This is a genomic window from Candidatus Propionivibrio aalborgensis (assembly GCF_900089945.1).
GTDB lineage: Bacteria > Pseudomonadota > Gammaproteobacteria > Burkholderiales > Rhodocyclaceae > Propionivibrio > Propionivibrio aalborgensis.
On the sequence record NZ_FLQY01000290.1, the window covers coordinates 1 to 23300 of the forward strand.

The window sequence follows — 23300 nt, forward strand, 5'->3', positions numbered from 1 at the left end:
CGGACGTGCTGGGCGTATGTTAGCTGCAGTTCTGAAACCAAGACAAGGAACGAGCCGAGGCATTGCCTTTCGAACTCCCGATGACGAAATGCAATTATCATGAGGCGCGAGTGGGCTGGGGAACTTGCAACTCTCAGATGCCAACGGAAACAGCAGATTCGGACGCGAATGCGGCTTGATACACCCTGTTTTTAGTAGGGTCTTGTTATTGAAAACTGGACTTTTTTCAGCGTCGCCCTCGTGGTAGAGTACGCGTCCGGCTTTAACGACACCTTTCATCAAGAAGGCTCCGGGCAGATGCCGACAACCTAGGCCAGAAGTAGAACAGCGCTGATATCACATGCTGGTCGATTGGGTTTATTGGCTGCATTAATCAGGAAATTACAGATTTACGTCTGGGGAGGGTGCGGTTGCATGGATTCCGTGCGCCGCCATCCGTGTTTTTACATTTACGAAACGAGTTATGGAGAACTGAATGCCACTAACTATCGGAGTGCCACGAGAGGTCTTTGCGGGAGAGAAGCGCGTTGCGACCGTCCCCGAAGTCGTCGAGAAATTGATCAAGCTGGGTTTCACGGTTGCCGTTGAATCAGGCGCCGGGGATGAGGCGAATTTCAGTGACGACGTTTACCGCGCCGCCGGTGCAGAGATCGTTGAAGGAGCGGCCAAATTGTGGGCCGCATCCGATATCGTCTTCAAGGTGCGCGAACCGAGCGCGGATGAAGTCGGCTTGATGCGTGAAGGGCAGACGTTGATCAGCTTCATCTGGCCGGCTCAGAACCCGGAATTGATGGAACAGCTGTCGGCCAAGAAAGTCAACGTGCTGGCCATCGATTCGCTGCCGCGCATGCTGAGCCGGGCTCAGAAGATGGACGCGTTAACCTCCATGGCCGGCGTCACCGGCTACCGCGCCGTTATCGAGGCGGCCAACGCCTTCGGCCGCTTCTTCAATGGTCAGATCACAGCTGCGGGCAAGGTTCCACCGGCCAAGGTATTCATCGCCGGTGCTGGCGTGGCCGGCCTCGCGGCAATCGGTACCGCCGTCGGATTGGGCGCCATCGTACGCGCCAACGACACGCGTGCCGAGGTGGCCGATCAGGTCATATCGATGGGCGGTGAATTCGTCAAGGTCGATTATGAGGAAGAAGGTTCCGGTGGTGGCGGTTACGCCAAGGTGATGAGCGAGGGCTTCCAGCAGGCTCAGCGCGAAATGTACGCCAAGCAGGCCAAGGAGGTGGACATCATCATCACCACCGCGTTGATTCCCGGCAAGCCCGCACCGAAGCTGATTACCGCCGAAATGGTTGAGAGCATGAAGCCAGGCAGCGTCATTGTTGACCTGGCGGCCGAGCGAGGTGGCAACTGCGAGCTGACCGAGCCCGGCCAGGTCGTCGTGAAACACGGCGTGACCATCGTCGGCTATACCGACCTGTCCTCGCGCCTGGCCAAGCAGTCTTCGACGCTGTATTCGACCAACCTGTTCCGTCTCGCCGAGGAGCTGTGCAAGACGCAAAGTGTAAAAGAAGACGGCACCATTGACATCAATATGGAAGACGAGGCCATCCGCGGCCTGACCGTAATCAAGAATGGCGAAGTCACTTGGCCGCCCCCGGCACCCAAGGTGGTTGCCGCTCCGCCGGCAGCAGCGAAACCAGCTGCGGCTGCACCGGCCGCGAAGAAAAGCGGTGGTCATGGCAAAGCAAGCGCCCCGGGATCAGCAACCAGTACCACCGTCATGTTCCTCGTTGCTGCGGTGCTGTTCTGGTTCGTCGGATCGAGCGCACCCCCCGCCTTCCTGGCGCACTTCACCGTCTTCGTACTGGGATGCTTTATCGGCTATATGGTGGTGTGGAATGTGACCCCTGCGCTGCATACGCCATTGATGAGCGTTACCAATGCGATCAGCAGCATCATCGCCATCGGCGCCTTGATCCAGATCGAACCCGGAGGCTGGATACGCTTGCTGGCGGTGGTGGGAGTTGCACTCACCGCGGTAAATATGTTCGGCGGCTTCGCCGTTACCCAGCGCATGCTGCAAATGTTCCGTAAATAAAGGGAGACACGAATGTCTGCTAGTCTAGCCACAGTCTCCTACATAGGAGCAACCATTCTCTTCATCCTCAGCCTTGGCGGGCTGTCCAATCCCGAGACTTCGCGTCGCGGCAATCTCTACGGCATGATCGGCATGGCTATCGCCGTTCTGGCGACGGTCTTCGGTCCGCGTGTCACGATGGGCGGCATTCCGTGGATTATCGCTGCCATGGTCGCGGGTGGCACCGTCGGTTTGTATGCGGCACGTACCGTGAAAATGACCCAGATGCCGGAGTTGGTTGCTCTGATGCATAGCCTGGTCGGCCTTGCCGCCTGCCTGGTCGGTTTCGCCAGCTATATCGACCCGTCATCGGCGATGCATTTGGTCGATGGGAACATGGTTCCGTTAAGCGAGGCCGAAAAAGCCATCCACGAGATCGAGATCTATGTCGGAATCCTGATTGGCGCCATTACCTTCTCGGGTTCGATCATCGCCTTCGGCAAACTCTCGGGCAAGATCGGCGGCAATCCCATGCTGCTGCCGGCACGCCACTTTATCAATCTTGCCGGTCTGCTCGTGGTGATCTATTTTGGACGCGAGTTCCTTCACGCCACGTCGATATCTGACGGCATGCTGTCGCTGGTCGTGATGACTTTCATCGCGCTGCTGTTCGGCGTCCACATGGTAATGGCCATCGGTGGTGCCGACATGCCGGTCGTGGTTTCCATGCTCAACAGCTATTCCGGCTGGGCCGCTGCTGCTACCGGCTTCATGCTGTCGAACGACCTGCTGATCGTCACCGGCGCACTGGTAGGTTCGAGCGGCGCCATTCTGTCCTACATCATGTGCGCTGCGATGAATCGCCACTTCATCAGTGTGATCGCAGGCGGCTTTGGTACCACCAGCGGCGCAGCGCCGGCGGCGGGTGCGGAACCTGCAGGCGAAGTGGTGTCGATCAGCAGTGCTGAAACCGCTGAACTGCTGAACGAAGCCAAGAATGTGATCATCATCCCGGGTTATGGCATGGCCGTTGCACAGGCCCAGCACACGGTGTATGAAATCACCAAGCACTTGCGTGAGAAGGGCGTCAATGTCCGTTTCGGTATTCACCCGGTTGCCGGGCGTATGCCAGGACACATGAATGTGTTGCTGGCCGAGGCCAAGGTTCCGTACGACATCGTGATGGAGATGGACGAACTCAACGACGACTTTCCGAAAACGGACGTGGCGATGGTGATCGGTGCCAACGACATTGTGAATCCGGGAGCGCAGGATGACCCGAACAGTCCGATTGCCGGCATGCCGGTACTTGAGGCCTGGAAGGCAAAGACATCCATCGTGATGAAGCGCAGCATGGCGTCGGGTTATGCCGGCGTCGACAATCCCTTGTTCTACAAGGAAAACAACCGTATGCTTTTCGGTGACGCCAAGAAGATGCTGGACGAGGTTCTGGTCGTCTTGAAGGGCTGATTGACTATATCGTCGGTTGCATATTAGGCTGCGACAGCACCCGTTTGCGCGGGTGCTGTCAAGCGTCTGAGATCGGTCGAGTTTTGCCCAAGAGGGTGGATACAGGGATCAAATGCTTTTCTTCAGGGGGTAGCATGGAGGTCAGGGAAGTACTGAAGGTCAAGAATTCTGCGATATTTGCAGCGCATCCGGAATCGCTCCTCTCCGAAGCTGTCATCATGATGGCCGAAAACGACATTGGCTCGGTTGTCGTGATGGATGACGGGAAACTGGTGGGAATGCTGACTTTCCGTGAGGTGCTTCAGGTTTTGGCCAAACGCCAGACCGAACGCCGTAGCGGCCCCACACCGCCAATTGCTGAGATACTGGTCAGCGAAGCCATGCACATCGACCCGGCCACGACCGAACCTTCGATGGATGTTGATGAATTGCGCCGACTGATGATCAACACCCATTCCCGTTACGTGCCGGTAATGGACGGCGACACCATGACCGCAGTCGTTTCATTCCATGATGTCGCAAAAGCAGTGCTTGAGGAGCGCAACTTCGAGAACAAGCTGCTGAAGGCTTATATCAAGGATTGGCCAGAGGAGTAGCTGCGCGTCAGCAGTACTGGTCCAACTGGTCTTTCACGTGTCTCCGACAGCAAACAAACGCCGGTGTTCCTTTATTGCATACCGGTCCGTCATTCCGGCAATGTAATCGGCTACCCTGCGAATCTGGAATGGGTCTCCGGCTGCCTGATACTGCGGCGGTAGTAAGCGTGTGTCGCTTGTGAAGGCTGAGAAAAGATCACGGATGATTCGTTGTGCTTTGCCGGTCATGCGCAAAACACGAAAATGTTGATAGAGGTGCCTGCGCAGGAACTGCTTGATCTCTAGTTGCGCTGCGTGTAAACCCTCCGAAAACCCGACCAGTGGCGTTCCCAGTCTTACGTCGCCGAGATCTTCCGGTTTCTGCCGGGCAATGTTACCGGCTGTCGTCTCGATAAGATCGCATACCAGAGCATTGATCATGCGGCGGATTGTTTCATGCACGAGTCGGCGCTCACCAAGGTTTGGATAAGAGGTTTTCACTTCAGCCAAATGGCTGGCGAACAGGCTGACGCCTTCCAATTGGTCGAACAAGATCAGACCTGAGCGCAATCCGTCATCAAGATCGTGGTTGTTGTACGCAATTTCGTCGGCAATATTGCATATCTGCCCTTCCAGTGAAGACTGCGTACGGTTTATGAAGCGCTCACCCAGTTCGCCAAGACGACGTGCCTTTTCCAGAGAACAATGCTTGATTATGCCTTCGCGTGTTTCGAAACATAAATTAAGCCCGTCAAAAGCAGCATAACGTTCTTCAAGCAGATCAACGATACGCAAACTTTGCAGGTTGTGCTCAAAGCCTCCGTGACCGCGCATGCATTCATTGAGCGCATCCTGTCCGGCGTGGCCGAACGGGGTATGACCAAGGTCATGCGCGAGAGAGATCGCCTCCGCCAGGTCCTCATTGAGGTCCAAAGCACGGGCGATGCATCTGGCGATCTGAGCCACTTCAAGGCTGTGAGTCAAGCGCGTCCTAAAAAGGTCGCCCTCGTGGTTGACGAATACCTGCGTCTTGTATTCCAACCGCCGAAAGGCGGTTGAATGCACGATGCGATCACGATCACGCTGGAACTCGTTGCGATGCGATGGCGGTTCGTCCGCGTGCTGACGACCCCGCGAGTTCGCAGCCGATACCGCATAAGGGGCGAGGTCAAACATCGGTGGAGCGTGAAGTGATGGCTTTGCCGATCTCTGTTGGCGACGCCATATCGCTGACCACGGCTTGTCCGATTTGCTTTAAGAGCACAAGCCGCAGTTTCCCGTCCTGAACTTTCTTGTCGTGTTGCATCAGTTCGAGATAACGATCTGCACCCATTGCAGGGCCAAAAACGGGCAATCCAGCGCGTTCGAACAGATTTTCAATACGCTTCAGGTCATCCAGGTCAATCCAGCCGAGCTGACGTGAAAGTTCCGCTGCCATCATGGTTCCCGCTGCTACCGCCTCGCCATGCAACCATTTGCCATACCCCATCCCCGTTTCAATCGCGTGTCCGAAAGTGTGGCCCAGGTTGAGCAATGCGCGCTCGCCGCGTTCATGCTCATCGGCAACGACAACTTCAGCCTTGTTTGCACACGAGCGGCAGATGGCATACTCCAGTGCCCGTGGCTCTCGTTCCAACAAGCGTTCGAGATTGGCTTCAAGCCAGACCAGAAACGGTAAATCCCTGATCAAACCGTACTTGATTACCTCTGCCAGTCCCGCCAGAAGCTCACGATCTGGCAAAGTATTCAGACAATCAGTATCGGCCAGTACAAGCTTTGGCTGATAAAAAGCACCAATCATGTTCTTGCCAAGTGGATGATTGATAGCCGTCTTGCCGCCAACGGAAGAATCGACCTGCGAAAGCAAGGTTGTAGGCACTTGAATAAACGGCATACCGCGCTGGTAGCAGGCTGCCGCAAAGCCTGCCATATCGCCGATCACGCCACCGCCCAGGCCAATCAACGTGCTTGATCGCTCACAACGCCGCTCAAGAAGGACATCGAAAATTGTATTCAACGTTTGCCAGTTCTTGTGCTGCTCGCCATCGGGCAGAATGATTTCAGCGATGTCAATACCGGCATTACGCAGAGGAGTCGAAAAACGCTCCAGGTAAAGCGGCGCTACAGTTGTATTCGTGACAATGGCAATTTTTGGCGAACGAAGAAAGGGGAGAAGAAGTCCGCCGTTCTCAAGAATGCCCTGCCCGACAAGAATCGGGTATTCCCGTGAGCCCAGCGCAACCGTCAGTGTTTCCATCGTTCCCCAACTTCCCTGGTTAATAGCTGCAAGACGCCGTGAGCATTGGTTCTGCTGCAGTCAACGACCAGATCCGCCACTTCCCGATAAAGCGGGTCACGCTGCGAGTAGAGTTCCTCCAGCTTGAGCAAGGGGTTAGCGACTTGCAGCAATGGCCGGTTGCGATCATGGGAAGTGCGCTCCCACAAAGTGTGTGGCAAAACGTTGAGATAAACGACGAAACCACTTGCCCTCAAGTTGGTCCGGTTCTCCGGATGCAACACTACACCTCCCCCGGTTGCGACGACACGATCACTCAAATGCGACAGGTCAGCGATCACTTGGGCTTCTCGCTTGCGAAAACCTTCTTCCCCTTCGATTTCAAAAACTGTCGGAATGCTGACTCCCGTACGCGCCTCAATCTCATGGTCTGAATCGATGAACCTGAGCCCCAGACGCTTGGCCAGCGACCGGCCAACGGTCGTCTTACCGGCTCCCATTAGGCCGACCAGATAGACATTCCCAGTGCCGTATTGTTTTTCCACGATTGCATTCTACAGTACCGGGTACGCTAAGAAACGACACAAAAAAGCCGGCATCAGCCGGCTCACTTGTCCTTATTGAAAGGGTCAGCGTACCGCGAGACTTTCTGCAACAATCCTCGGCGTAATGAAAACCAGCAACTCGGTCTTGTCATCAATCCATTCACGATTCTTGAACAGCCAGCCGATGTAAGGCAAATCTCCAAAGAACGGAATGCGCTGAGTGTTGTCACGAACTTCCTGAGTATAGATACCTCCGATTACCACGGTTCCACCATTTTCAACCAGCACTTCGGTCTTTACATGCTTGGTGTCGATGGCGACTCCGGCGCCGGTGGACAAGCGCGTATTTGGAGTGTCCTTGTTGATATCCAAGGTCATTGTGATCTTGCCGTCAGGTGTGATTTGGGGCTTGACCTTCAAAGACAGATTCGCCTTGCGGAAAGTAACACTGGTAGCACCAGAACTAGTCGCCTGCTGGTAGGGGATCTCAACGCCCTGTTCGATTATTGCTTCCACCTGATTGGCGGTCATCACACGCGGACTGGATATAACCTTGCCCTTTCCATCAGATTCTAATGCGGATATCTCGGCATTCAGGAACACTGTCTTGGCGGAATTAAACAGGATCATGGAAAAAACCCCCGCATTTCCAGCACGCGGAGTCGCTGGCAGATTTACGGAGAGCGATTCTGGAAATAGGGGAACCGTACTGATTTGGCCGGTATTGAAGCCAGTATCCGACAAGCTGCCACCGCCAAGCACATTGACTTTGCTACCGGTATTTCCCCCGCTCGTGTCGTTATATCCGAGACGGACCCCAAGATTCTTTGCAAAGCTATCACCCGCCTCGACGATTCTGGCTTCGATCATCACCTGTTTTACCGTCAAATCGACTTTCGCAATCAGCAGCCTGACGTCCTCCAGTCTGCTGGGTGTGTCCTGAACAAAAAGGATATTGGTACGCGCATCAACGACTGCACTTCCTCGTTTGGACAACATGCGCTGATTAGGATCGGTAAGCAATTTCTGAATTGCTTCCGCCTTCTGATAATTCAGCTGGTAGCTTTCGGTTCGCAACGGCTCCAGATCGCCGATCTGTGCCTTCGATTCAAATTCGAGTTTTTCCTTGGTGGCTATTTCTTCGCGGGGCGCAATCAGGATGACATTGCCGTTCTTCCGCATATCGAGGCCTTTTTGCTGGAGGATGATGTCCAGCGCCTGGTCCCACGGCACATCTTTCAGAATCAACGTGATCGACCCACCAACCGAATCACTGACAACCATATTCATACCGGTAAACTCGCCGATAACCTGCAACAGGCGCCGCACCTCGACGTTCTGGAAGTTCAGCGACAGCTTTTCCCCCTGATAGCCACCTCGTGAACCCTGCACCAGTTTATTGGGATTCTCGATGACCGGCTTGACTTCAATTACAAACTGATTATCTGTCTGGTATGCATTGTGTTCCCACAAACCGCGTGGGGTAATGGTCATTCGCGCATTGGCACCCTGTTGAATCGTGTTCAGTGAAACAACAGGCGTTGCGAAGTCGGTTACGTCCAGTCGCTTGCGCAATGCATCGGGAACACTGACTTTGACGAAATCAACGACCAGATTTTGCCCCTGCTGACGAATATCGATTCCCGCATTCGGGTCACTCAGATCGACCGTTATGCGTGCCTCGCCTTCCTTCCCACGACGAAATGCAATATCACGAATACTATTTGCGGCCTGTTCGGGATGAGTCTGGGAAAAGTGCTCAACTATAGGGACTCCACTCGCTTTTGCACTTGGAACCAAAGTCAGCAGCAGGCTGTTCCCATCGATTTTCGACTCGTAAGTCATCGCCTGATTGAGATTCAACACCAAGCGTGTGCGGTCTTCGGCCTGAACAATATTGGCGCTTTTCAAATCACCTTCGTTATAGGTTTGACTGTTCTTGCCGAGACCATTGACCGTGTTCGCAAAATCAAGGGCAATACGTGCCGGCTTGGCCACGCTGAAGCCGGGCGGCAAAGCGTTAAGCGGTTCCTTGAAAACCAGCTTCACGTTGAGCACACCGCCCTGTTGCGCGACGGTCATGGATTCGATTGAATTCGGCTTGGCTTCCTGTGCATTGACTGTGGCAATAGCCAGTAACAGCCCGCCGACAAAGCTGAGCAGGTAACGTTTAACTTGTTTCACTGTATTCCCTCCTGTCCCTGCAGCAATAGCGAGCTTTCTCTTTCAACCCAGTCTCCTGCAGAATCCTGAATCAGTTCCTTCAAAGTCAATTCAGATTCCAAAATCTTGGTGATCACCCCGAAATTCTGCCCCATATAATTCCCAACCCTCACCTGATACAAGGAGCCATCAACCAAAATGATGGCATACGATGTCTTCTTCCTGCTCATCACACCAACGTATTTCAGCGACTCCAGTGGGAAAGACTCCAATGGCTCACGTGCCCGATCCATGTCTGGCTGTAATCCACCGCCTCCGCCCTTCCTCTGATCCGGCCCGATCCTGGCTGGCTTGAATGGGTCCATTAGGTTGCCCACATCGTAAGGCACTGGTTCATAAGGCTTGACCTGTGGCAGGGGAGGGATGCTCCCTTTTGCATCTTTGGCAGCCTCATTCATCCACTGACGCAGATCCTCGTTATCCCCTCCGGAGCATGCCACCAAGGCAAGGCTAGCCAGTGCGACAGCGATAGTCTTCATTTCTTTTGACCTTTGGCGGCTTGAGCCGCTTTCTTTTTGGCGGCCAATTCCTCCTCGTCAAGGTAGCGGAACGTCTTGGTAATTGCGTCCATGACCAAACTCCCATCTTTAGTCTTAGGATCTGTAGTAATGGAGATGTTGTTCAGGGTTACGATCCTCGACAGCCTGCCGATATCTCCGGCAAAGGCGCCAAAGTCATGGTAGCTCCCGGTTATTCGAACATTGATGGGCAATTCAGCATAGAAATCCTTGCTGACTTCCTGGCCTGGCTTGAATAGTTCAAACTGCAGCCCGCGCCCCATTCCGGATTGGTTAATTTCGATCAGCAAGGACTCAACCTCGGATTTGTCGGGCAGTTGTTTCAGGAGGGCACCGAATGAACGGTCGATCTCACTTAATTGCTGGGTGTACAAGGCCAGATTAACCGACTGCTTCTTCTTCGCGACAAATTCATCCTTGAGCTTCAACTCATCCGCTTGCCGGGTCTCAAGAGTCTCCAACTGATCGTTCCATACAAACCACCAGCCTGCTACTAGTGCTGCAACGAAAATGCCAATCAATACCGCAATTCGTGGTGCGATGGGCCACGCGCCCACATCCTTGGGGTTCAGGTTCCGGAAGTCATCAAGAAACGCATTGATGTCAATTTTGGCCATGGAGGGGGCTTTCATTTCTTACCTCCATCATCAACAGGGGTTCGTTTCAGGGAGGCATTCAAAATGAATTCGTTCAGGCGTCGCTTGTCAACGACCGACGCCTTGATCTCGATTAACCGGGGCTTTTCAAGCCATGGAGAAGCCTCGATATTTCGCATCAATGTGGAAACTCGTGCACTGGATTGTGCATATCCTACAAGCGAGATATTGACACCCACCTGTTTTACCGAGCGCACGTACACACCCTCAGGCATTTGTTTTACAAGTTCACTTAACAGGCGCACGGCCTCAGCTCGGTCTTGCTGCAAGGACTCAATGATTTGCTTGCGCGCGAGCAAGGCCTGTGTTTGTTCTTTCAGGCGTTTGATCTGATCGATTTCTTTATCAAGAACGGCGATCTCCTGCTTAAGGAACGCGTTCTTGGCTTCTTGTGCAGTGATGTAGCCTGCGATAATCGAATAGACGAGAAAGACGACCAAACCGGCAAGGACTGAAACCAAGCCCAGTAGCCCATAAAACTGATCGCGTCGTGCCTTTCGCTTTTCTTCCCGATGCGGGAGGAGATTGATACGTATCATTCGTCAAACCTCCGCAGAGCGAGACCGCACGCAGCCATCAGCGACGATGCGTCCACCAGCAGGCTCTTGGCGCGCACCCGATCGCTCAAAACCATATTGGCGAAGGGGTTGGCAATAATTGTGTTGATTTGCGTCCGGGACGCTACCACTTCGTCTGCCCCCGGCAGGACAGCACATCCGCCAGCAAGCACAATGTGATTGATCTGATTAAATTGGGTCGACGTGAAGAAGAACTGTAATGCACGCGACACCTCCAAAGCCATGCTCTCCACGAACGGCTGAAGGAGTTCGGCTTCGTAGTTGTCCGGTAGATTGTTCCGCCGCTTCTCAGCCTCGGCCTCCTCAAAGTTCATGCCAAAAAGGCGGGCAATGTCCTGTGTCAGCTGATTTCCGCCAAACGCCTGTTCACGAACATAGAGTTGCTGGCCGTTGCGTAGTACGGTCAAGTTCATCACGTTGGCTCCAACGTCGACCAACGCAACGATTTGCCCGTTACCACCGTCAGGGAGTTGCTTTTCGATCAACTCAAAAGCGGAAAGCACGGCATAGGACTCGACGTCCATGACCACCGGTTTTAGACCGGCAGACTCCGCTACGGCAACTCGATCCTCAACTTTCTCCTTGCGTGACGCGGCAATCAGAACCTCGATTTCATCCGGGGAAGACGCTGCCGGGCCGACAACCTGAAAGTCGAGGTTTACTTCTTCAAGGGCAAACGGAATGTACTGGTTAGCCTCGGATTCAACCTGAACCCCCAGCTCTTCCTCACGCTGACCGGCGGCAACAATGATCTTCTTGGTAATCACATGTGAAGCCGGGAGCGCAATCGCGACATGCCTGGTCGAGGTCGCAAGCTTCTTCCAAGCCCGACGCACAGTCTCTGCAGCTGCTTCGAGATTGACAATATTGCCGTCAGCGACAGCATCTCTTGGGAGCACTTCAATTGTATACCGCTCAACGCGGTACCCGCTCTTGCCATCGCTCGCGAGTTCAACCATCTTGACAGCCGATGAGCTGATATCAAGACCGATCAGGGAGCGCGCCTTAGGATTAAAGATCGATAGATCGAGTTGCAAATTGCCACCCCCCGCCGAAAAAACCCTTGAATAATTTGTAGTTAGCGTGTTTACAGATAATCTACTTTAGATGCTAGCAACAAGTATCCGGCGTGTAAAGCCATTTTTTTTCGCTATTTTTGCTCTCTGCCACAGTACTTGAGGCAACGTTTATAATGTCGCGCTACGTCTTTACTCCCGGCCCCGACCTTGCCTAACGTTTCCCGCTGGATCATCTATCCTGTCCTTTTCATTGCTGGCCTTGCAGCGATGGTCATCGCCATGGCCGCCGTAGTTCTGATTCTGACCTACCCAAACCTGCCTTCGCTTGAAATCCTGACTGACTACCGGCCGAAAATTCCTCTACGTGTTTACACCGCTGAAGGTCAGCTGATTGGCGAGTTCGGCGAAGAACACCGTGAGGTTGTACGGTTTCAGGACGTCCCTGACGTGATGAAGCAGGCCATTCTGGCCGCCGAGGATGAGCGCTTCTACCAGCATCGCGGTGTAGACGTTCTGGGCATTGCACGTGCCGCATTGAGCAATTTGACCGGCGGGGGCAAACGGCAGGGCGCTTCGACCATTACGCAACAGGTTGCCAAGAACTTCTTCCTGTCATCGGAGAAAACTTACACCCGCAAGCTGTATGAAGCGTTGCTTTCCTTCAAGATAGAAAACAGCTTGAGCAAGGATCAGATCTTCGAGTTGTATATCAATCAGATTTTTCTTGGGCAGCGTGCCTATGGCTTCGGCGCCGCGGCCCAAATCTACTTTGGCAAGCCTTTGGCTGATCTGTCAATCGCCGAAGCCGCCATGCTGGCCGGACTACCTAAAGCGCCATCGGCGTTCAACCCGGTGGTCAACCCCAAGCGTGCCCGTTTGCGTCAGCAATATGTATTACGACGTATGCTCGAACTGGGATTCATCGATCCCAAGCAACACGAAGCCGCCATGAAACAGGCGCTGGTCGTCAAGCGCGATACCACTGTATATGCCGTTCACGCCGAATTTGTCGCTGAAATGGCGCGGCAGTTGGCTGCCGAGCGTTTCCCTGACGATGTCTACTCGCGCGGTCTGAGCGTCTATACGACGATCCTCAATGGCGATCAGGAAGCCGCCTATCGCAGCTTGCGGCGGGGTGTGTTTGATTATGATCGTCGTCATGGCTATCGTGGTGCCGAAGCCTATGTTGACATGTCGGGCATCAAGTCCGAACAGGATGAAGCACTGGACGAGGTGCTTCAGGACTTCCACGACTCGGAGGATTTGCATCCGGCCGTTGTTCTGCAAGCTGATGCCAAGCAGATCCGAGCCTACCGACGCGGCGGTGAGATCGTTACCATTGGCGGCGACGGCCTCAAGTTTGCCCTCCGCATGATGGACGACAAGGCGCCGCCGAACAAACGACTTCGACGTGGTGCAGTAATTCGTATCCAGAAGGATGACAACGGCAATTGGCGAATCACTCAGATGCCGGAGGTTGAGGCCGCCTTCCTGGCTACTGACCCCCGAAATGGTGCAATACGTGCTCTGGTGGGTGGTTTTGACTACAACCGCAACAAGTTCAACCATGCTACCCAGGCCTGGCGGCAGCCGGGATCGAGTTTCAAGCCATTCATTTATTCGGGTGCACTAGAAAAGGGCTTTACTCCGGCATCGATCATTGAAGACGCACCGATCAGCATCCCCGCCTCGGTCACGGGTAGCCAGGCCTGGGAACCGAAGAACTACGACGGCAAATACGCCGGGCCGATGCGGATGCGTACGGCACTGGCCAAATCCAAGAATATGGTTTCGATTCGCCTTCTGCAAGCCAGCGGAGTCAATTACATTCAAGACTACGCCACGCGATTTGGATTCGATGCCGACAAGCACCCTCCCTACCTGACCATGGCCCTTGGTGCTGGTGCGGCCACCCCCTGGCAGATGGTTGCCGCCTACTCTGTTTTCGCCAATGGAGGTTATCGGATCCAACCTTTTATCGTGCGTGATATCCGCGATGATAAGGGGCAGGTGCTGGCCGAGGCACAACCGATCACCGCCGGCGATGAATCGTTAAGAGCCATCGACCCACGCAATGCCTATCTGATGGACAGCATGCTACGAGACGTGACCATCTATGGTACGGGCGCGCGCGCGTCGGCCACACTCAAACGTCGTGATTTGGCGGGCAAGACTGGGACGACCAATGAATACGTCGATGCCTGGTTTTGCGGCTATCAACAAACCGTTGTCGGTTGTTCATGGATCGGTTTTGATCAGCCCAGGACACTGGGAAAAGGTGAGACCGGCGGCTCGGCAGCGCTGCCGACCTGGATCGGCTATATGGCCGTTGCGCTCAAAGATGTGCCCCAGACCTTCATGTCTCAACCTGATGGATTGGTTGCGCTCGAAATAGAAAACCCGGGCAAAGGCCCGGCCAGGGAATTCTTCTACAAGGAAAACGTTCCCCCAGTGATCGAAATCGAACCGCCCCAGGATCCAGACGATGTGCCGATCGATTGATCCGAGGGGCTAATTCAGCTGGACAGGTTCGCCGGCCTGTGCTGATACCAGTTTCGCTAGCGTAGCCATGAGGTCGGTACCGTCGCGTGTATCTCGCCAGTTTTGGCCGTCCCATCGATAGTGAAAGCCTCCCGAGCGGGCAGCAACCCAGAGTTCTTGAGCCGCGCCATGACGGTTGACGATGATCTTGCTACCGTCGGCAAATTCGATTTCGAATACGCCGGCACTGACCATTGCAAAATCGAGATCAGCGCCGCTGGACTCAAGTCCGTTCTCGATTCGTGTCAGCGCCAAATCGGCAAGTGTATTGAATTCGCTATCATTCATCTGTGCTACCATTTTCCATTTGCGGGTACTACAAACATGCGCCGATTTCTCACGCTCACCGTTCTGCTGGTTACGTCCGCTCTTGGCGCGTGCGGTACGCGAGGATCGCTGTATCTACCGCCGCCGCAATCCTATGCTCCCGATACGCCAGCACGCGTTTCCGCGTTATCGTTGCAGATCACGCCATCGCTGACCCATGCCGATCTTAGCACGGCAAAAGAACACGTTTGATGGATGCCTTTTCCCTGAGCAATGGGCAATTGCTGGCCGAATCCGTTCCGCTTGCCGACATTGCAGCGCGCTTTGGCACTCCGTGCTACGTGTACTCCCGCGCTGCACTTGAAGCCGCGCTCGATGAGTTCCAGCAGGAGTTGACTGGTATTGACTCGCTGGTCTGCTACGCGCTCAAAGCCAATTCCAGCCTGGCCGTACTCAACATCTTCGCGCGTCGTGGCGCCGGATTCGACATTGTTTCCATTGGCGAATTGCAGCGTGCTCTCGCGGCCGGTGCCGATCCGAAAAAGATTGTCTTCTCTGGCGTTGGCAAATCAGCCCCCGAAATGGCCTATGCGCTCGATACCGGCATTCTCTGCTTCAACGTCGAATCGGCGCCCGAGCTTGACCGACTCAATGAAGTGGCTGGCGGTCTAAAGAAGAAGGCGCCCATCAGCCTGCGCGTCAATCCGGATGTCGATGCCAAAACGCATCCTTACATTTCGACCGGCCTGAAGGAGAACAAGTTTGGCGTTGCGTACGAAGACGCCCTGGAGGTTTACCAGCACGCTGCCTGTTTGCCGAACCTTGAAATCACCGGTATCGACTGCCATATCGGGTCACAGTTGCTCGACCCGGCCCCCTTTGCCGAAGCACTCGACAAGCTCTTGCTGCTCATTGATCAGCTCGCCGCCAGAGGCATTCACCTGCACCATATCGACCTCGGCGGGGGCCTCGGCATCCGTTACAAGGACGAAGAAGCGCCCACCGTCAAGGACTATCTGCGGCCCTTGCTGCAAGCACTCAAGGATCGGAGCCTCAAGATACTCTTCGAGCCCGGACGTCGCCTGGTGGGAAACGCCGGAGTTCTGCTCACGCGGGTTGAATACCTCAAACCAGGCGAAGCGAAGAATTTTGCCATTGTCGACGCCGCGATGAATGACCTTGCCCGACCGGCACTCTACGATGCCTGGCATGACATCGTTGCGGTATCACCACGCAGTGTCGCTCCCCGCGACTGGGACATCGTCGGCCCAATTTGTGAATCGGGCGATTTTCTCGGTCGTAACCGGTCGCTGGCCATCGAGCCCGGCGACCTGCTCGCCGTCATGTCTGCCGGCGCCTACGGCATGGTCATGAGTTCGAACTACAACACCCGGCCGCGGGCCGCCGAGGTCATGGTTGATGGTACAGAAGTCCACCTGATACGCAGGCGCGAGACTGTTGAAGAGCTTTACGCTCACGAAACATTGTTACCGTGAAAACCGTCCGTATCACCTTCCGGTACGCCTTTCTTTCCGCCGGCCTGGTGATTCTGACTGCATGTTCGGAAGGCGATACGGAGAAAAAACCGCCGCCGCCCGTTCCCGTTATCGCCGTCAAGGCGACTGAACAGGATATTCCGGTAGGTTTACGAGTCGTTGGTCGGGCCGAAGCCTTTGCGAGCGTTGTCCTGAAATCACGCATCGATGGTCAGGTTGCCGAGGTGTTGTTCACCGAAGGCCAACACGTCAAGCAGGGTGATATCTTGATCCGGCTTGATCCCAGCGATTTTTCCGCCCGGCTCAGGCAGGCTGAGGCAAGCGTTGCCCGGGACGAATCCCTGGCCGCCAAGACACGCGCGGATACCCAGCGCTACATGGCGCTTAAGGATCGCAATTTTGTCTCCGCAGAGAAGGTCAACGAAATCCGCACCAATGAATCGGCCGCGGCTGCCAGCCTGCGCGCCAGCAAAGCCGCGGCGGAATTGGCGCGTCTGCAGCTCTCCTACGCCACCATTCGCGCTCCGTTCGATGGTGTAGTCGGCGCTCGGCTGGTCTTTCCTGGATCGTCGGTCAAGATCAACGACACGACCCTGGCCGTCGTTAACCGCGTACGGCCCTTGCTGGTCAGCTTCTCCGTGCCCGAGAAATACCTGCCTCAACTGAGAGCGGCGCTGGGTCACGGCACGGCAACACTTGACGGCCTGAGGATTGAAGTCAACGTGCCGCAAAACGATTCGCAACGCTTCGTGGGAAGAGTGCGCTTCCTTGACAACACCGTCGATAGCGCTACCGGCACCATCCAGATGAAGGCTGAATTGCCCAATGACGATGAAACGCTCACTCCGGGGCAATTCCTCAATGTCACACTGCTGCTCCAGACGCTAACGAAGGTCGTTGCCGTACCCGACGAAGCGATCCAGCAGGGCGCAAGCGGCAACGTTGTCTTTGTTGTCAAGGATGATGGAAGCGTCGAGGTTCGTCAGGTCGAAACCGCAGCTTCGGATGGCGGCATGACGGCAATCGGTAAAGGCCTGAATGTCGGCGAGACGGTCGTGACCGATGGCCAGTTACGGCTGGCGCCTGGAACGAGAGTCATCGTCAGGTATGCTGACGAACCTGGCTCGGCTGAAGCTTCGGGCAAGCCGGCAAATCACTAGGCGGTTGCCGCGTGAATCTTCCCGAACTCTGTATCCGTCGCCCGGTCATGACCACGCTGCTGATGGCAGCGTTCGTCATTTTCGGCATCATTGCCTACCGCGCACTGCCGGTTTCCGAGCTGCCCAGTGTCGATTTTCCGACCATCTCCGTCACTGCCGCACTCCCCGGTGCATCGCCGGAAACGATGGCCGCCGCTGTTGCCACGCCGCTGGAAGGCCAGTTCTCGACCATTGCCGGCCTCGATTCGATGAATTCAACCAGCGCTCAGGGCAGCACCTCAATCACCCTGCAGTTCACGCTTGATCGCAATATTGACGCCGCGGCCCAGGATGTCCAGTCCGCCATTGCCGTCGCGTTGCGCAAATTGCCGCCGAACATGCCGGCACCGCCCTCGTTCCGGAAGGTCAATCCGGCCGATTCACCCATTTACTACATTGCACTGGCCTCGCCGACGCTACCACTGCCGCTGGTCAACGAATATGCCGAGACGCAACTCGCCCAGCGCATATCAACGATCAGCGGCGTTGCGCAAGTACTGATTTACGGTTCGCAGAAATTTGCCGTAAGAATCCAGGCAAACCCCGACCAGCTCGCCGCACGGGGTCTGGGTATCGATGAACTTCATCAGGCCGTAGCACAGGCGAACGTCAATCAACCCGTTGGGCTTATCGACGGCGAACGCCGCACGTTTGCCATAAAGGACAACGGGCAACTCGATAACTCCGTCGCTTACCGACCGCTCATTGTCGCCTGGCGCAACGGTGCGCCGGTTCGACTGGAAGAAGTTGCCACGCCGATTGACAGTGTCGAAAACCTGCGCCTTGCCAGCTGGAACGTCGACAAGCGCGCCATTGTCCTCGCCATTCAGCGTCAGCCAGGCGCCAATACCATCGAAACCGTCGATTCGATCAAGCGCATCCTGCCCAGTTTTCAGGCAAAGCTGCCGGCGGCAATCAGCATGACCACCCTCTATGATCGAAGCGTCTCGATTCGCCATGCCATCGAAGATGTCCAGTTCACCCTGATTCTCGCGGGTTTTCTGGTCATCCTCGTGATCCTGCTCTTTCTGCGCAATCTCTACGCAACGCTCATCCCCGCGCTGGCGTTGCCCATCTCGGTGATCGGCACGTTCGCCGTGATGTCCATGCTCGGATTCAGTCTCGATAACCTCTCCTTGCTGGCGCTGACCCTGTCGGTCGGCTTTGTCGTTGACGACGCCATAGTCATGCTCGAAAACATCGTTCGCCACATCGAGCTGGGTGACTCTCCGATGCACGCCGCCATCAAGGGTTCGCGGGAGATTGGCTTTACCATCATTTCGATGACCGTCTCACTGGTCGCCGTGTTCATTCCGGTGCTGTTCATGGGCGGCATCGTCGGTCGGTTGTTGCACGAATTTGCCGTCACCATTTGCGCTGCCATTCTCGTATCCGGAGTGGTTTCGCTTACCCTCACGCCCATGATGTGCAGTCGTTATCTAAAGCCATCGAGAACCGAGGATCACGGCCGCCTTTTCCGTGCCTTCGAGCAATTCTTCGCAGCGCTGCTCGCCGGCTACGAGAAATCTCTGCGCCAGGCGATAGCGCACCCTCGGCTGGTTGTTGCCGGGTTTGTGGCCACCGCTGGTTTGAGTGGCCTGCTGTTCTCGATGGTACCCAAGGATTTCATCCCCAGCGGCGACAGCGGGCGAATCATTGCCTTTACCGAAGGCGCGCAAGATGCTTCTTTTGCCTCGATGGTCGAGCATCAGCGCGCTGTCGCCGCAATCGTTGCCGAGGATCCGAATATCCAGTCATTCATGTCGTCGATTGGCGGTGGCGGCATCCGACCGACGTCCAACACCGGCACCATCTTCATGATTCTCAAACCGAGTGGTGAGCGCACACTCTCTCCGGACGAGCTGATTGAGCAACTTCGACCCAGGCTGGCGACCGTGCCGGGCATCAAGGTCTATATGCAGAACCCACCGGTCATCCGCATCGGTGGCCTGATCACAGCCGCGCAATACCAATACACACTGCAAAGCACGGATCTGCACGAACTCTACCAATGGACGGAAACACTGCTCGGCCGGATTCGTCAGTTGCCGGGTTTTGTCGACGTGACCAGCAACCTCAACAACCACAGCCCGGTCGTCTCGCTTGATATCGACCGCGACAAAATCACAACACTCGGTCTCACCTTCAGTCAGGTCGAGGATGCCTTGCAGAGCGCCTTCAGTGCGAGGCAGATTTCAACCATTTATGGCACCGCCAATCAGTATCAGGTCATTCTCGAGGTCGCGCCCGAATTCCAGAGCGACCCATCGATGCTCTCCCGTCTGCACGTTCGCGCTTCAAGCGGCAAGTTGATCCCACTCGATACCATCGCCGGTATCAGTCGCAAGACACAAGCCCTGACGGTCAATCATCAGGGGCAACTGCCCGCAGTCACCCTGTCCTTCAACCTTCTGCCCGGCATCTCTCTGGGTGAGGCGGTTACGCGTATCAAGGCGCTCGAACAGGAATTGCGTATCCCGGCATCGCTCAACACCAGCCTGCAGGGCACCGCTCAGGCTTTTCAGGCTTCGTTGCAGGGGCTGGGTATTCTGCTGTTGATCGCCATTCTGGTCGTCTATATCGTCCTCGGCATCCTTTACGAGAGCTTCATCCACCCGCTAACCATACTCTCCGGGCTGCCTTCTGCCGCACTTGGCGCACTGATTACGCTCATGGTTTTCCGCGTCGATCTCAGCCTTTATGCGTTTGTCGGCATCATCATGCTGATCGGCATTGTCAAAAAGAACGCCATCATGATGATCGACTTCGCCCTCGATCAGCAGCGCAGTTCGCAACTTCCAGCGCATGAGACAATATTCAATGCCTGCCTGATCCGCTTTCGACCGATCATGATGACGACCATGGCCGCGCTGGTTGGCACGCTACCCATTGCCATCGGCTTCGGCGCCGGTGCCGATGTGCGTCGACCTCTGGGCCTTGCCGTCGTCGGCGGTCTGCTGCTTTCGCAATTCCTCACCCTTTACCTGACGCCGGTGATCTATGTCTACCTTGACCGATTCACGCCCAAGGGCACAGATTTGCCCGCAATGCCTGAAACTCGATGAATTCGGGCTTCCAACACTATGCCTGCACCTGAAAGACTGCCGCTCCCAAGCCTGCGTATCGACAAATGGCTGTGGGCCGCGCGCTTCTACAAGACACGCTCAATGGCCACGGAAGCCGTTCATTCCGGCCACGTCAAACTCAACGGGTGCGGCGTCAAACCGGCGCGCGAATTGCGCATTGGAGACACGCTCGGTATTACCGTTGGCGATACACTCTGGACGATCACGGTTTGCGGCTTGAACGATCAGCGCCGTCCGGCCAGCGAAGCACAGCAGCTCTATGCTGAGACACCGGAAAGTGCCGCACACCGCAACGCCGAGAGGGAATCCAAACGGCTCGCCCCCACCCCCGGTAGTGATCTGCGCGGTCGCCCGAGCAAGAAGGCACGACGGCAGATCAGGCGATTCAACGAAGAGTACTGAAGTGACGATTGTCGATGCGCCGGCTCACGGCTCTTTGTGCAATTCATCTCCGCCAAGCGCATAACGGCGCATCCGTGAAATCAGCAGCGGCGACAGCAGCAGAGAGACCACGATTACCGCGACCGCAAGCTGATAGTTTTCCTTCGAAATGATCATGGAAGACGCACCCACCGCAGCCAGCACAAAACTGAATTCACCGATCTGGGCCAGAATTGCGCCAGTGTAGAGACTGTCTCCCCAAGTCTCGCCGAGTATCTTGAATACCGTTGCATTTATCGCCATGTTTACCGTCAGCGCAATCAGCGCCAGAGAGAGGACTTTGCCCCAGTGGTGAAGAACGAAATCGATATCCACCAACATGCCGACGGAAACAAAGAACAGTGCGACAAACACTGTTTTGAATGGCTCAAGACTATGATGCACCCACTTCGCCTCCTTGGCTGCCGCAACCACGATGCCGGCGACGAAGGAACCCAAAGCCGAAGAAAGCGAAAAGAGTCCGGTCAGCAATGCCAGTCCGAAGCAGAGCAACATCGCACCGAACACCTGCAGTTCGTGATCCTTCTTGACCGCGTCGCCGATCAGGGGAATGCGGAAACCAGGCCGGATCACAATCCACGCGCAACAAGCGATCAGCAATATTCCGCCGATGACCTGCATGGTCATTTCCATCCTCGACACCTTCTCGCCACTGAGGATGCTGACAACGATCAGCATGGGAATGACGGCAATATCCTGGGCCAGAAGTACGTTCAAGGCATTCTGCCCGTGCCTTGTTTCAAGCTCCTTGCGGGCTTGCAGCAGATTCAGCACGACCGCCGTGCTGCTTAACGAGATGATGAAGCCGAGCAAAACGCACAGCACGAACGGCCAGTCAAAAAAGTGACCGATGGCGGTGGTCAGGGCGACGCTGACGACGATCTGCATGAATGTGCCAAGCAGGGCCACCCGCCACCTGGCGATCACCTTTTCCGGCGAGACCTCCATGCCGATGAAGAACATCAGCATCACGACGCCGAATTGACCAAGCCGGTCCAGCACCTGCTGATCGGTAATCGCCCCGAATAGCGACGGCCCAAGCATGATGCCGGCAATCAGGTAAGCGATTACATTGGGCTGACGCAGTTCGTGCATCAGCAGGCCAGCCAGGAGAATGGCCACGATGCTGCCAACCAGTTCTGGCATGAAGGGGTCCATGTGCATATGTAATCCTCAGTTGTTTCTTGTCTCGCTGGACGAAGGCCGTTTTCTTTGAGCCCTGGGAGGGGATTGTGCCGACCGGGGCCAGGACGTGAGCGTCGCGACTGCAGCAGCGGGATCATTTTCACCGCCATGTTGCAAGAGATTAAAAGTCTGGTCCCGGTCGATTGTACCGCGATGATTTTTTGCTGATCCATTTGACAGCGCTGAAAGGGCCACAGATACTCCGTATGTGGCGATTCAATGTCCTTTCGGTGTATTGCACTGGTTTGCGTGAACGTCGGCCCGCCAAGCGAAAATATCACGGCGCCGTGACGTTTCGATGAGGACTCGGGGATGGTGGCTTTCTATCATCGTTCATGCGAGCTCATTGCTTCGGGCTCGATTCCCAACCTGATACTTTTCACCAGGAGAGCCCCATGAACCTTATTTCTTCCACTTCTCTACGGCGGGCCGCTGGCATTGCGGCGCTCGTGCTCAGCGCCACAACCAGTGCGGCTCAGCTCAATATCCTCGTCAAGGTCGAAAACCTCGCACCCGCCAACAGCATCAGTTTCGCCCCACTGCACGTCGGTTTCAACAACGGCACTTTCGACTCCTTCAACAACGGTCAGGCGGCCACAGCAGCCATCATCTCGGTGGCGGAAGGCGGCAGTGGCTCGGCTTGGCAACCGGCGTTTGCGGCGGCCGATCCGTCGGCGACCCGGGGCACGATTGGCGGACTGCTGCAACCTGGGCAGACCAGCAGCTTTTCATTTCTGGTAGATACTGCGCTTAACCGTTTCTTCACCTTCGCCTCAATGGTCGTGCCAAGCAACGATTTTTTCATCGGCAACGATTCGCCAACGCAGTATCAGTTGTTCGACGCCTTTGGCACCCTGGTCATTGGATCGATCGTGCAGAAAGCCAGTGATATCTGGGATGCCGGATCCGAGCTGTTTGACCCGGCTGCCGCAGCCTTCGTCGGCAACAATGACTTGCGCACCGACCAGAACGGCGACGTCAGCTTCAATTTCGCCGAACTTGCCGGGTTCGACGGCCTGACCACGGCTACAGGCTACGTGTTCAACAGCGCGCTGACCGCCGATACTGACGTCTATCGTATTACGTTCCAGGCTGTTCCCGAGCCGGAAACCATTGCTTTGATGGTGGCTGGCTTATTGGCCGTCGCTTGGATCTCACGCCGTCGCCGCGGGCAGTCGTTCGAATCGGGTAGCGAATTGGTGTGAAGTCGAGCGCCGGATCTTCGACTCCTGC

General features: G+C 55.6%; 20 protein-coding genes. 10 read left to right on the top strand and 10 right to left on the bottom strand.

Features of this window, described 5'->3' with window-relative positions; all coding sequences use genetic code 11:
* Positions 1 to 475 precede the first annotated feature (475 nt).
* The 3 genes from PROAA_RS13070 to PROAA_RS13080 all read left to right on the top strand — a co-directional run bounded on the left by PROAA_RS13070 (position 476) and on the right by PROAA_RS13080 (position 4098).
* Positions 476 to 2053 carry a Re/Si-specific NAD(P)(+) transhydrogenase subunit alpha gene (locus PROAA_RS13070; RefSeq protein ID WP_186411760.1) on the top strand — a complete coding sequence of 526 codons (1578 nt, stop codon included), beginning with the start codon at positions 476 to 478 and terminating at the stop codon, positions 2051 to 2053.
* Positions 2054 to 2065: 12 nt separating this feature from the next.
* Positions 2066 to 3502 (top strand): Re/Si-specific NAD(P)(+) transhydrogenase subunit beta, encoded by a 1437-nt coding sequence (pntB, locus tag PROAA_RS13075; protein ID WP_186411761.1) that lies wholly within the window; start codon positions 2066 to 2068, stop codon positions 3500 to 3502.
* Positions 3503 to 3636: 134 nt separating this feature from the next.
* Entirely contained in the window at positions 3637 to 4098 is a 462-nt protein-coding gene (locus PROAA_RS13080) for a CBS domain-containing protein (RefSeq protein ID WP_186411762.1), read from the top strand.
* Positions 4099 to 4131: 33 nt separating this feature from the next.
* On the opposite strand, the gene PROAA_RS13085 is transcribed toward PROAA_RS13080, so the two are convergent.
* The 8 genes from PROAA_RS13085 to PROAA_RS13120 form a co-directional block, all read right to left on the bottom strand.
* Entirely contained in the window at positions 4132 to 5253 is a 1122-nt protein-coding gene (locus PROAA_RS13085; RefSeq protein WP_186411763.1) for a deoxyguanosinetriphosphate triphosphohydrolase, read from the bottom strand.
* Positions 5246 to 6334: a 3-dehydroquinate synthase gene (gene aroB, locus PROAA_RS13090; protein ID WP_186411764.1), complete on the bottom strand. Its 1089-nt coding sequence runs from the start codon at positions 6332 to 6334 to the stop codon at positions 5246 to 5248. Before aroB ends, PROAA_RS13085 begins: the two co-directional genes overlap by 8 nt.
* Entirely contained in the window at positions 6322 to 6858 is a 537-nt protein-coding gene (locus PROAA_RS13095) for a shikimate kinase (RefSeq protein ID WP_186411765.1), read from the bottom strand. Before PROAA_RS13095 ends, aroB begins: the two co-directional genes overlap by 13 nt.
* An 84-nt stretch (positions 6859 to 6942) precedes the next feature.
* Positions 6943 to 9042 (bottom strand): type IV pilus secretin PilQ, encoded by a 2100-nt coding sequence (locus tag PROAA_RS13100; protein ID WP_186411766.1) that lies wholly within the window; start codon positions 9040 to 9042, stop codon positions 6943 to 6945.
* On the bottom strand, positions 9039 to 9560 hold the full coding sequence (locus PROAA_RS13105; protein ID WP_186411767.1) for a pilus assembly protein PilP: 522 nt from the start codon (positions 9558 to 9560) through the stop codon (positions 9039 to 9041). The genes PROAA_RS13100 and PROAA_RS13105 overlap by 4 nt, the downstream gene beginning before the upstream one ends.
* The gene (locus PROAA_RS13110) at positions 9557 to 10231 is read right to left on the bottom strand and encodes a type IV pilus inner membrane component PilO (protein WP_186411768.1); all 675 of its coding nucleotides are present in this window, start codon (positions 10229 to 10231) and stop codon (positions 9557 to 9559) included. Before PROAA_RS13110 ends, PROAA_RS13105 begins: the two co-directional genes overlap by 4 nt.
* Positions 10228 to 10794: a PilN domain-containing protein gene (locus tag PROAA_RS13115; RefSeq protein ID WP_186411769.1), complete on the bottom strand. Its 567-nt coding sequence runs from the start codon at positions 10792 to 10794 to the stop codon at positions 10228 to 10230. The genes PROAA_RS13110 and PROAA_RS13115 overlap by 4 nt, the downstream gene beginning before the upstream one ends.
* Positions 10791 to 11870, bottom strand: a complete 1080-nt coding sequence (locus PROAA_RS13120; protein WP_222102266.1) for a pilus assembly protein PilM — start codon at positions 11868 to 11870, stop codon at positions 10791 to 10793. The genes PROAA_RS13115 and PROAA_RS13120 overlap by 4 nt, the downstream gene beginning before the upstream one ends.
* A gap of 249 nt (positions 11871 to 12119) precedes the next feature.
* Between PROAA_RS13120 and PROAA_RS13125 the strand changes: the two genes are divergently transcribed.
* Positions 12120 to 14354: a penicillin-binding protein 1A gene (locus PROAA_RS13125; protein ID WP_186411795.1), complete on the top strand. Its 2235-nt coding sequence runs from the start codon at positions 12120 to 12122 to the stop codon at positions 14352 to 14354.
* A 9-nt stretch (positions 14355 to 14363) separates the two neighbouring features.
* On the opposite strand, the gene cyaY is transcribed toward PROAA_RS13125, so the two are convergent.
* Positions 14364 to 14681 carry an iron donor protein CyaY gene (gene cyaY, locus PROAA_RS13130; RefSeq protein ID WP_186411770.1) on the bottom strand — a complete coding sequence of 106 codons (318 nt, stop codon included), beginning with the start codon at positions 14679 to 14681 and terminating at the stop codon, positions 14364 to 14366.
* Between the two features lie 36 nt (positions 14682 to 14717).
* On the opposite strand from cyaY, the gene lptM reads away from it, so the two are divergent.
* Genes lptM through PROAA_RS13155 form a run of 5 tightly spaced genes read left to right on the top strand, consistent with a single transcriptional unit; the run spans position 14718 to position 20843 of the window.
* A complete protein-coding gene (gene lptM / locus PROAA_RS13135) occupies positions 14718 to 14912 on the top strand; it encodes an LPS translocon maturation chaperone LptM (RefSeq protein ID WP_186411771.1) in 195 nt (64 codons plus the stop codon).
* Positions 14912 to 16156, top strand: coding sequence for a diaminopimelate decarboxylase (gene lysA / locus PROAA_RS13140; RefSeq protein ID WP_186411772.1), 1245 nt, complete (start codon positions 14912 to 14914; stop codon positions 16154 to 16156). The genes lptM and lysA overlap by 1 nt, the downstream gene beginning before the upstream one ends.
* Positions 16153 to 17316 (top strand): efflux RND transporter periplasmic adaptor subunit, encoded by a 1164-nt coding sequence (locus PROAA_RS13145; protein ID WP_245664275.1) that lies wholly within the window; start codon positions 16153 to 16155, stop codon positions 17314 to 17316. Before lysA ends, PROAA_RS13145 begins: the two co-directional genes overlap by 4 nt.
* Before the next feature lie 11 nt (positions 17317 to 17327).
* Positions 17328 to 20420: an efflux RND transporter permease subunit gene (locus PROAA_RS13150; RefSeq protein WP_186411773.1), complete on the top strand. Its 3093-nt coding sequence runs from the start codon at positions 17328 to 17330 to the stop codon at positions 20418 to 20420.
* 18 nt (positions 20421 to 20438) lie between these two features.
* A complete protein-coding gene (locus PROAA_RS13155; protein WP_186411774.1) occupies positions 20439 to 20843 on the top strand; it encodes an RNA-binding S4 domain-containing protein in 405 nt (134 codons plus the stop codon).
* Positions 20844 to 20867: 24 nt separating this feature from the next.
* Here PROAA_RS13155 and PROAA_RS13160 read toward each other — a convergent pair whose 3' ends face one another.
* On the bottom strand, positions 20868 to 22046 hold the full coding sequence (locus PROAA_RS13160) for a cation:proton antiporter (RefSeq protein WP_222102267.1): 1179 nt from the start codon (positions 22044 to 22046) through the stop codon (positions 20868 to 20870).
* A gap of 416 nt (positions 22047 to 22462) precedes the next feature.
* Between PROAA_RS13160 and PROAA_RS13165 the strand changes: the two genes are divergently transcribed.
* Positions 22463 to 23272 (top strand): spondin domain-containing protein, encoded by an 810-nt coding sequence (locus PROAA_RS13165; protein WP_186411776.1) that lies wholly within the window; start codon positions 22463 to 22465, stop codon positions 23270 to 23272.
* Positions 23273 to 23300 lie beyond the last annotated feature (28 nt).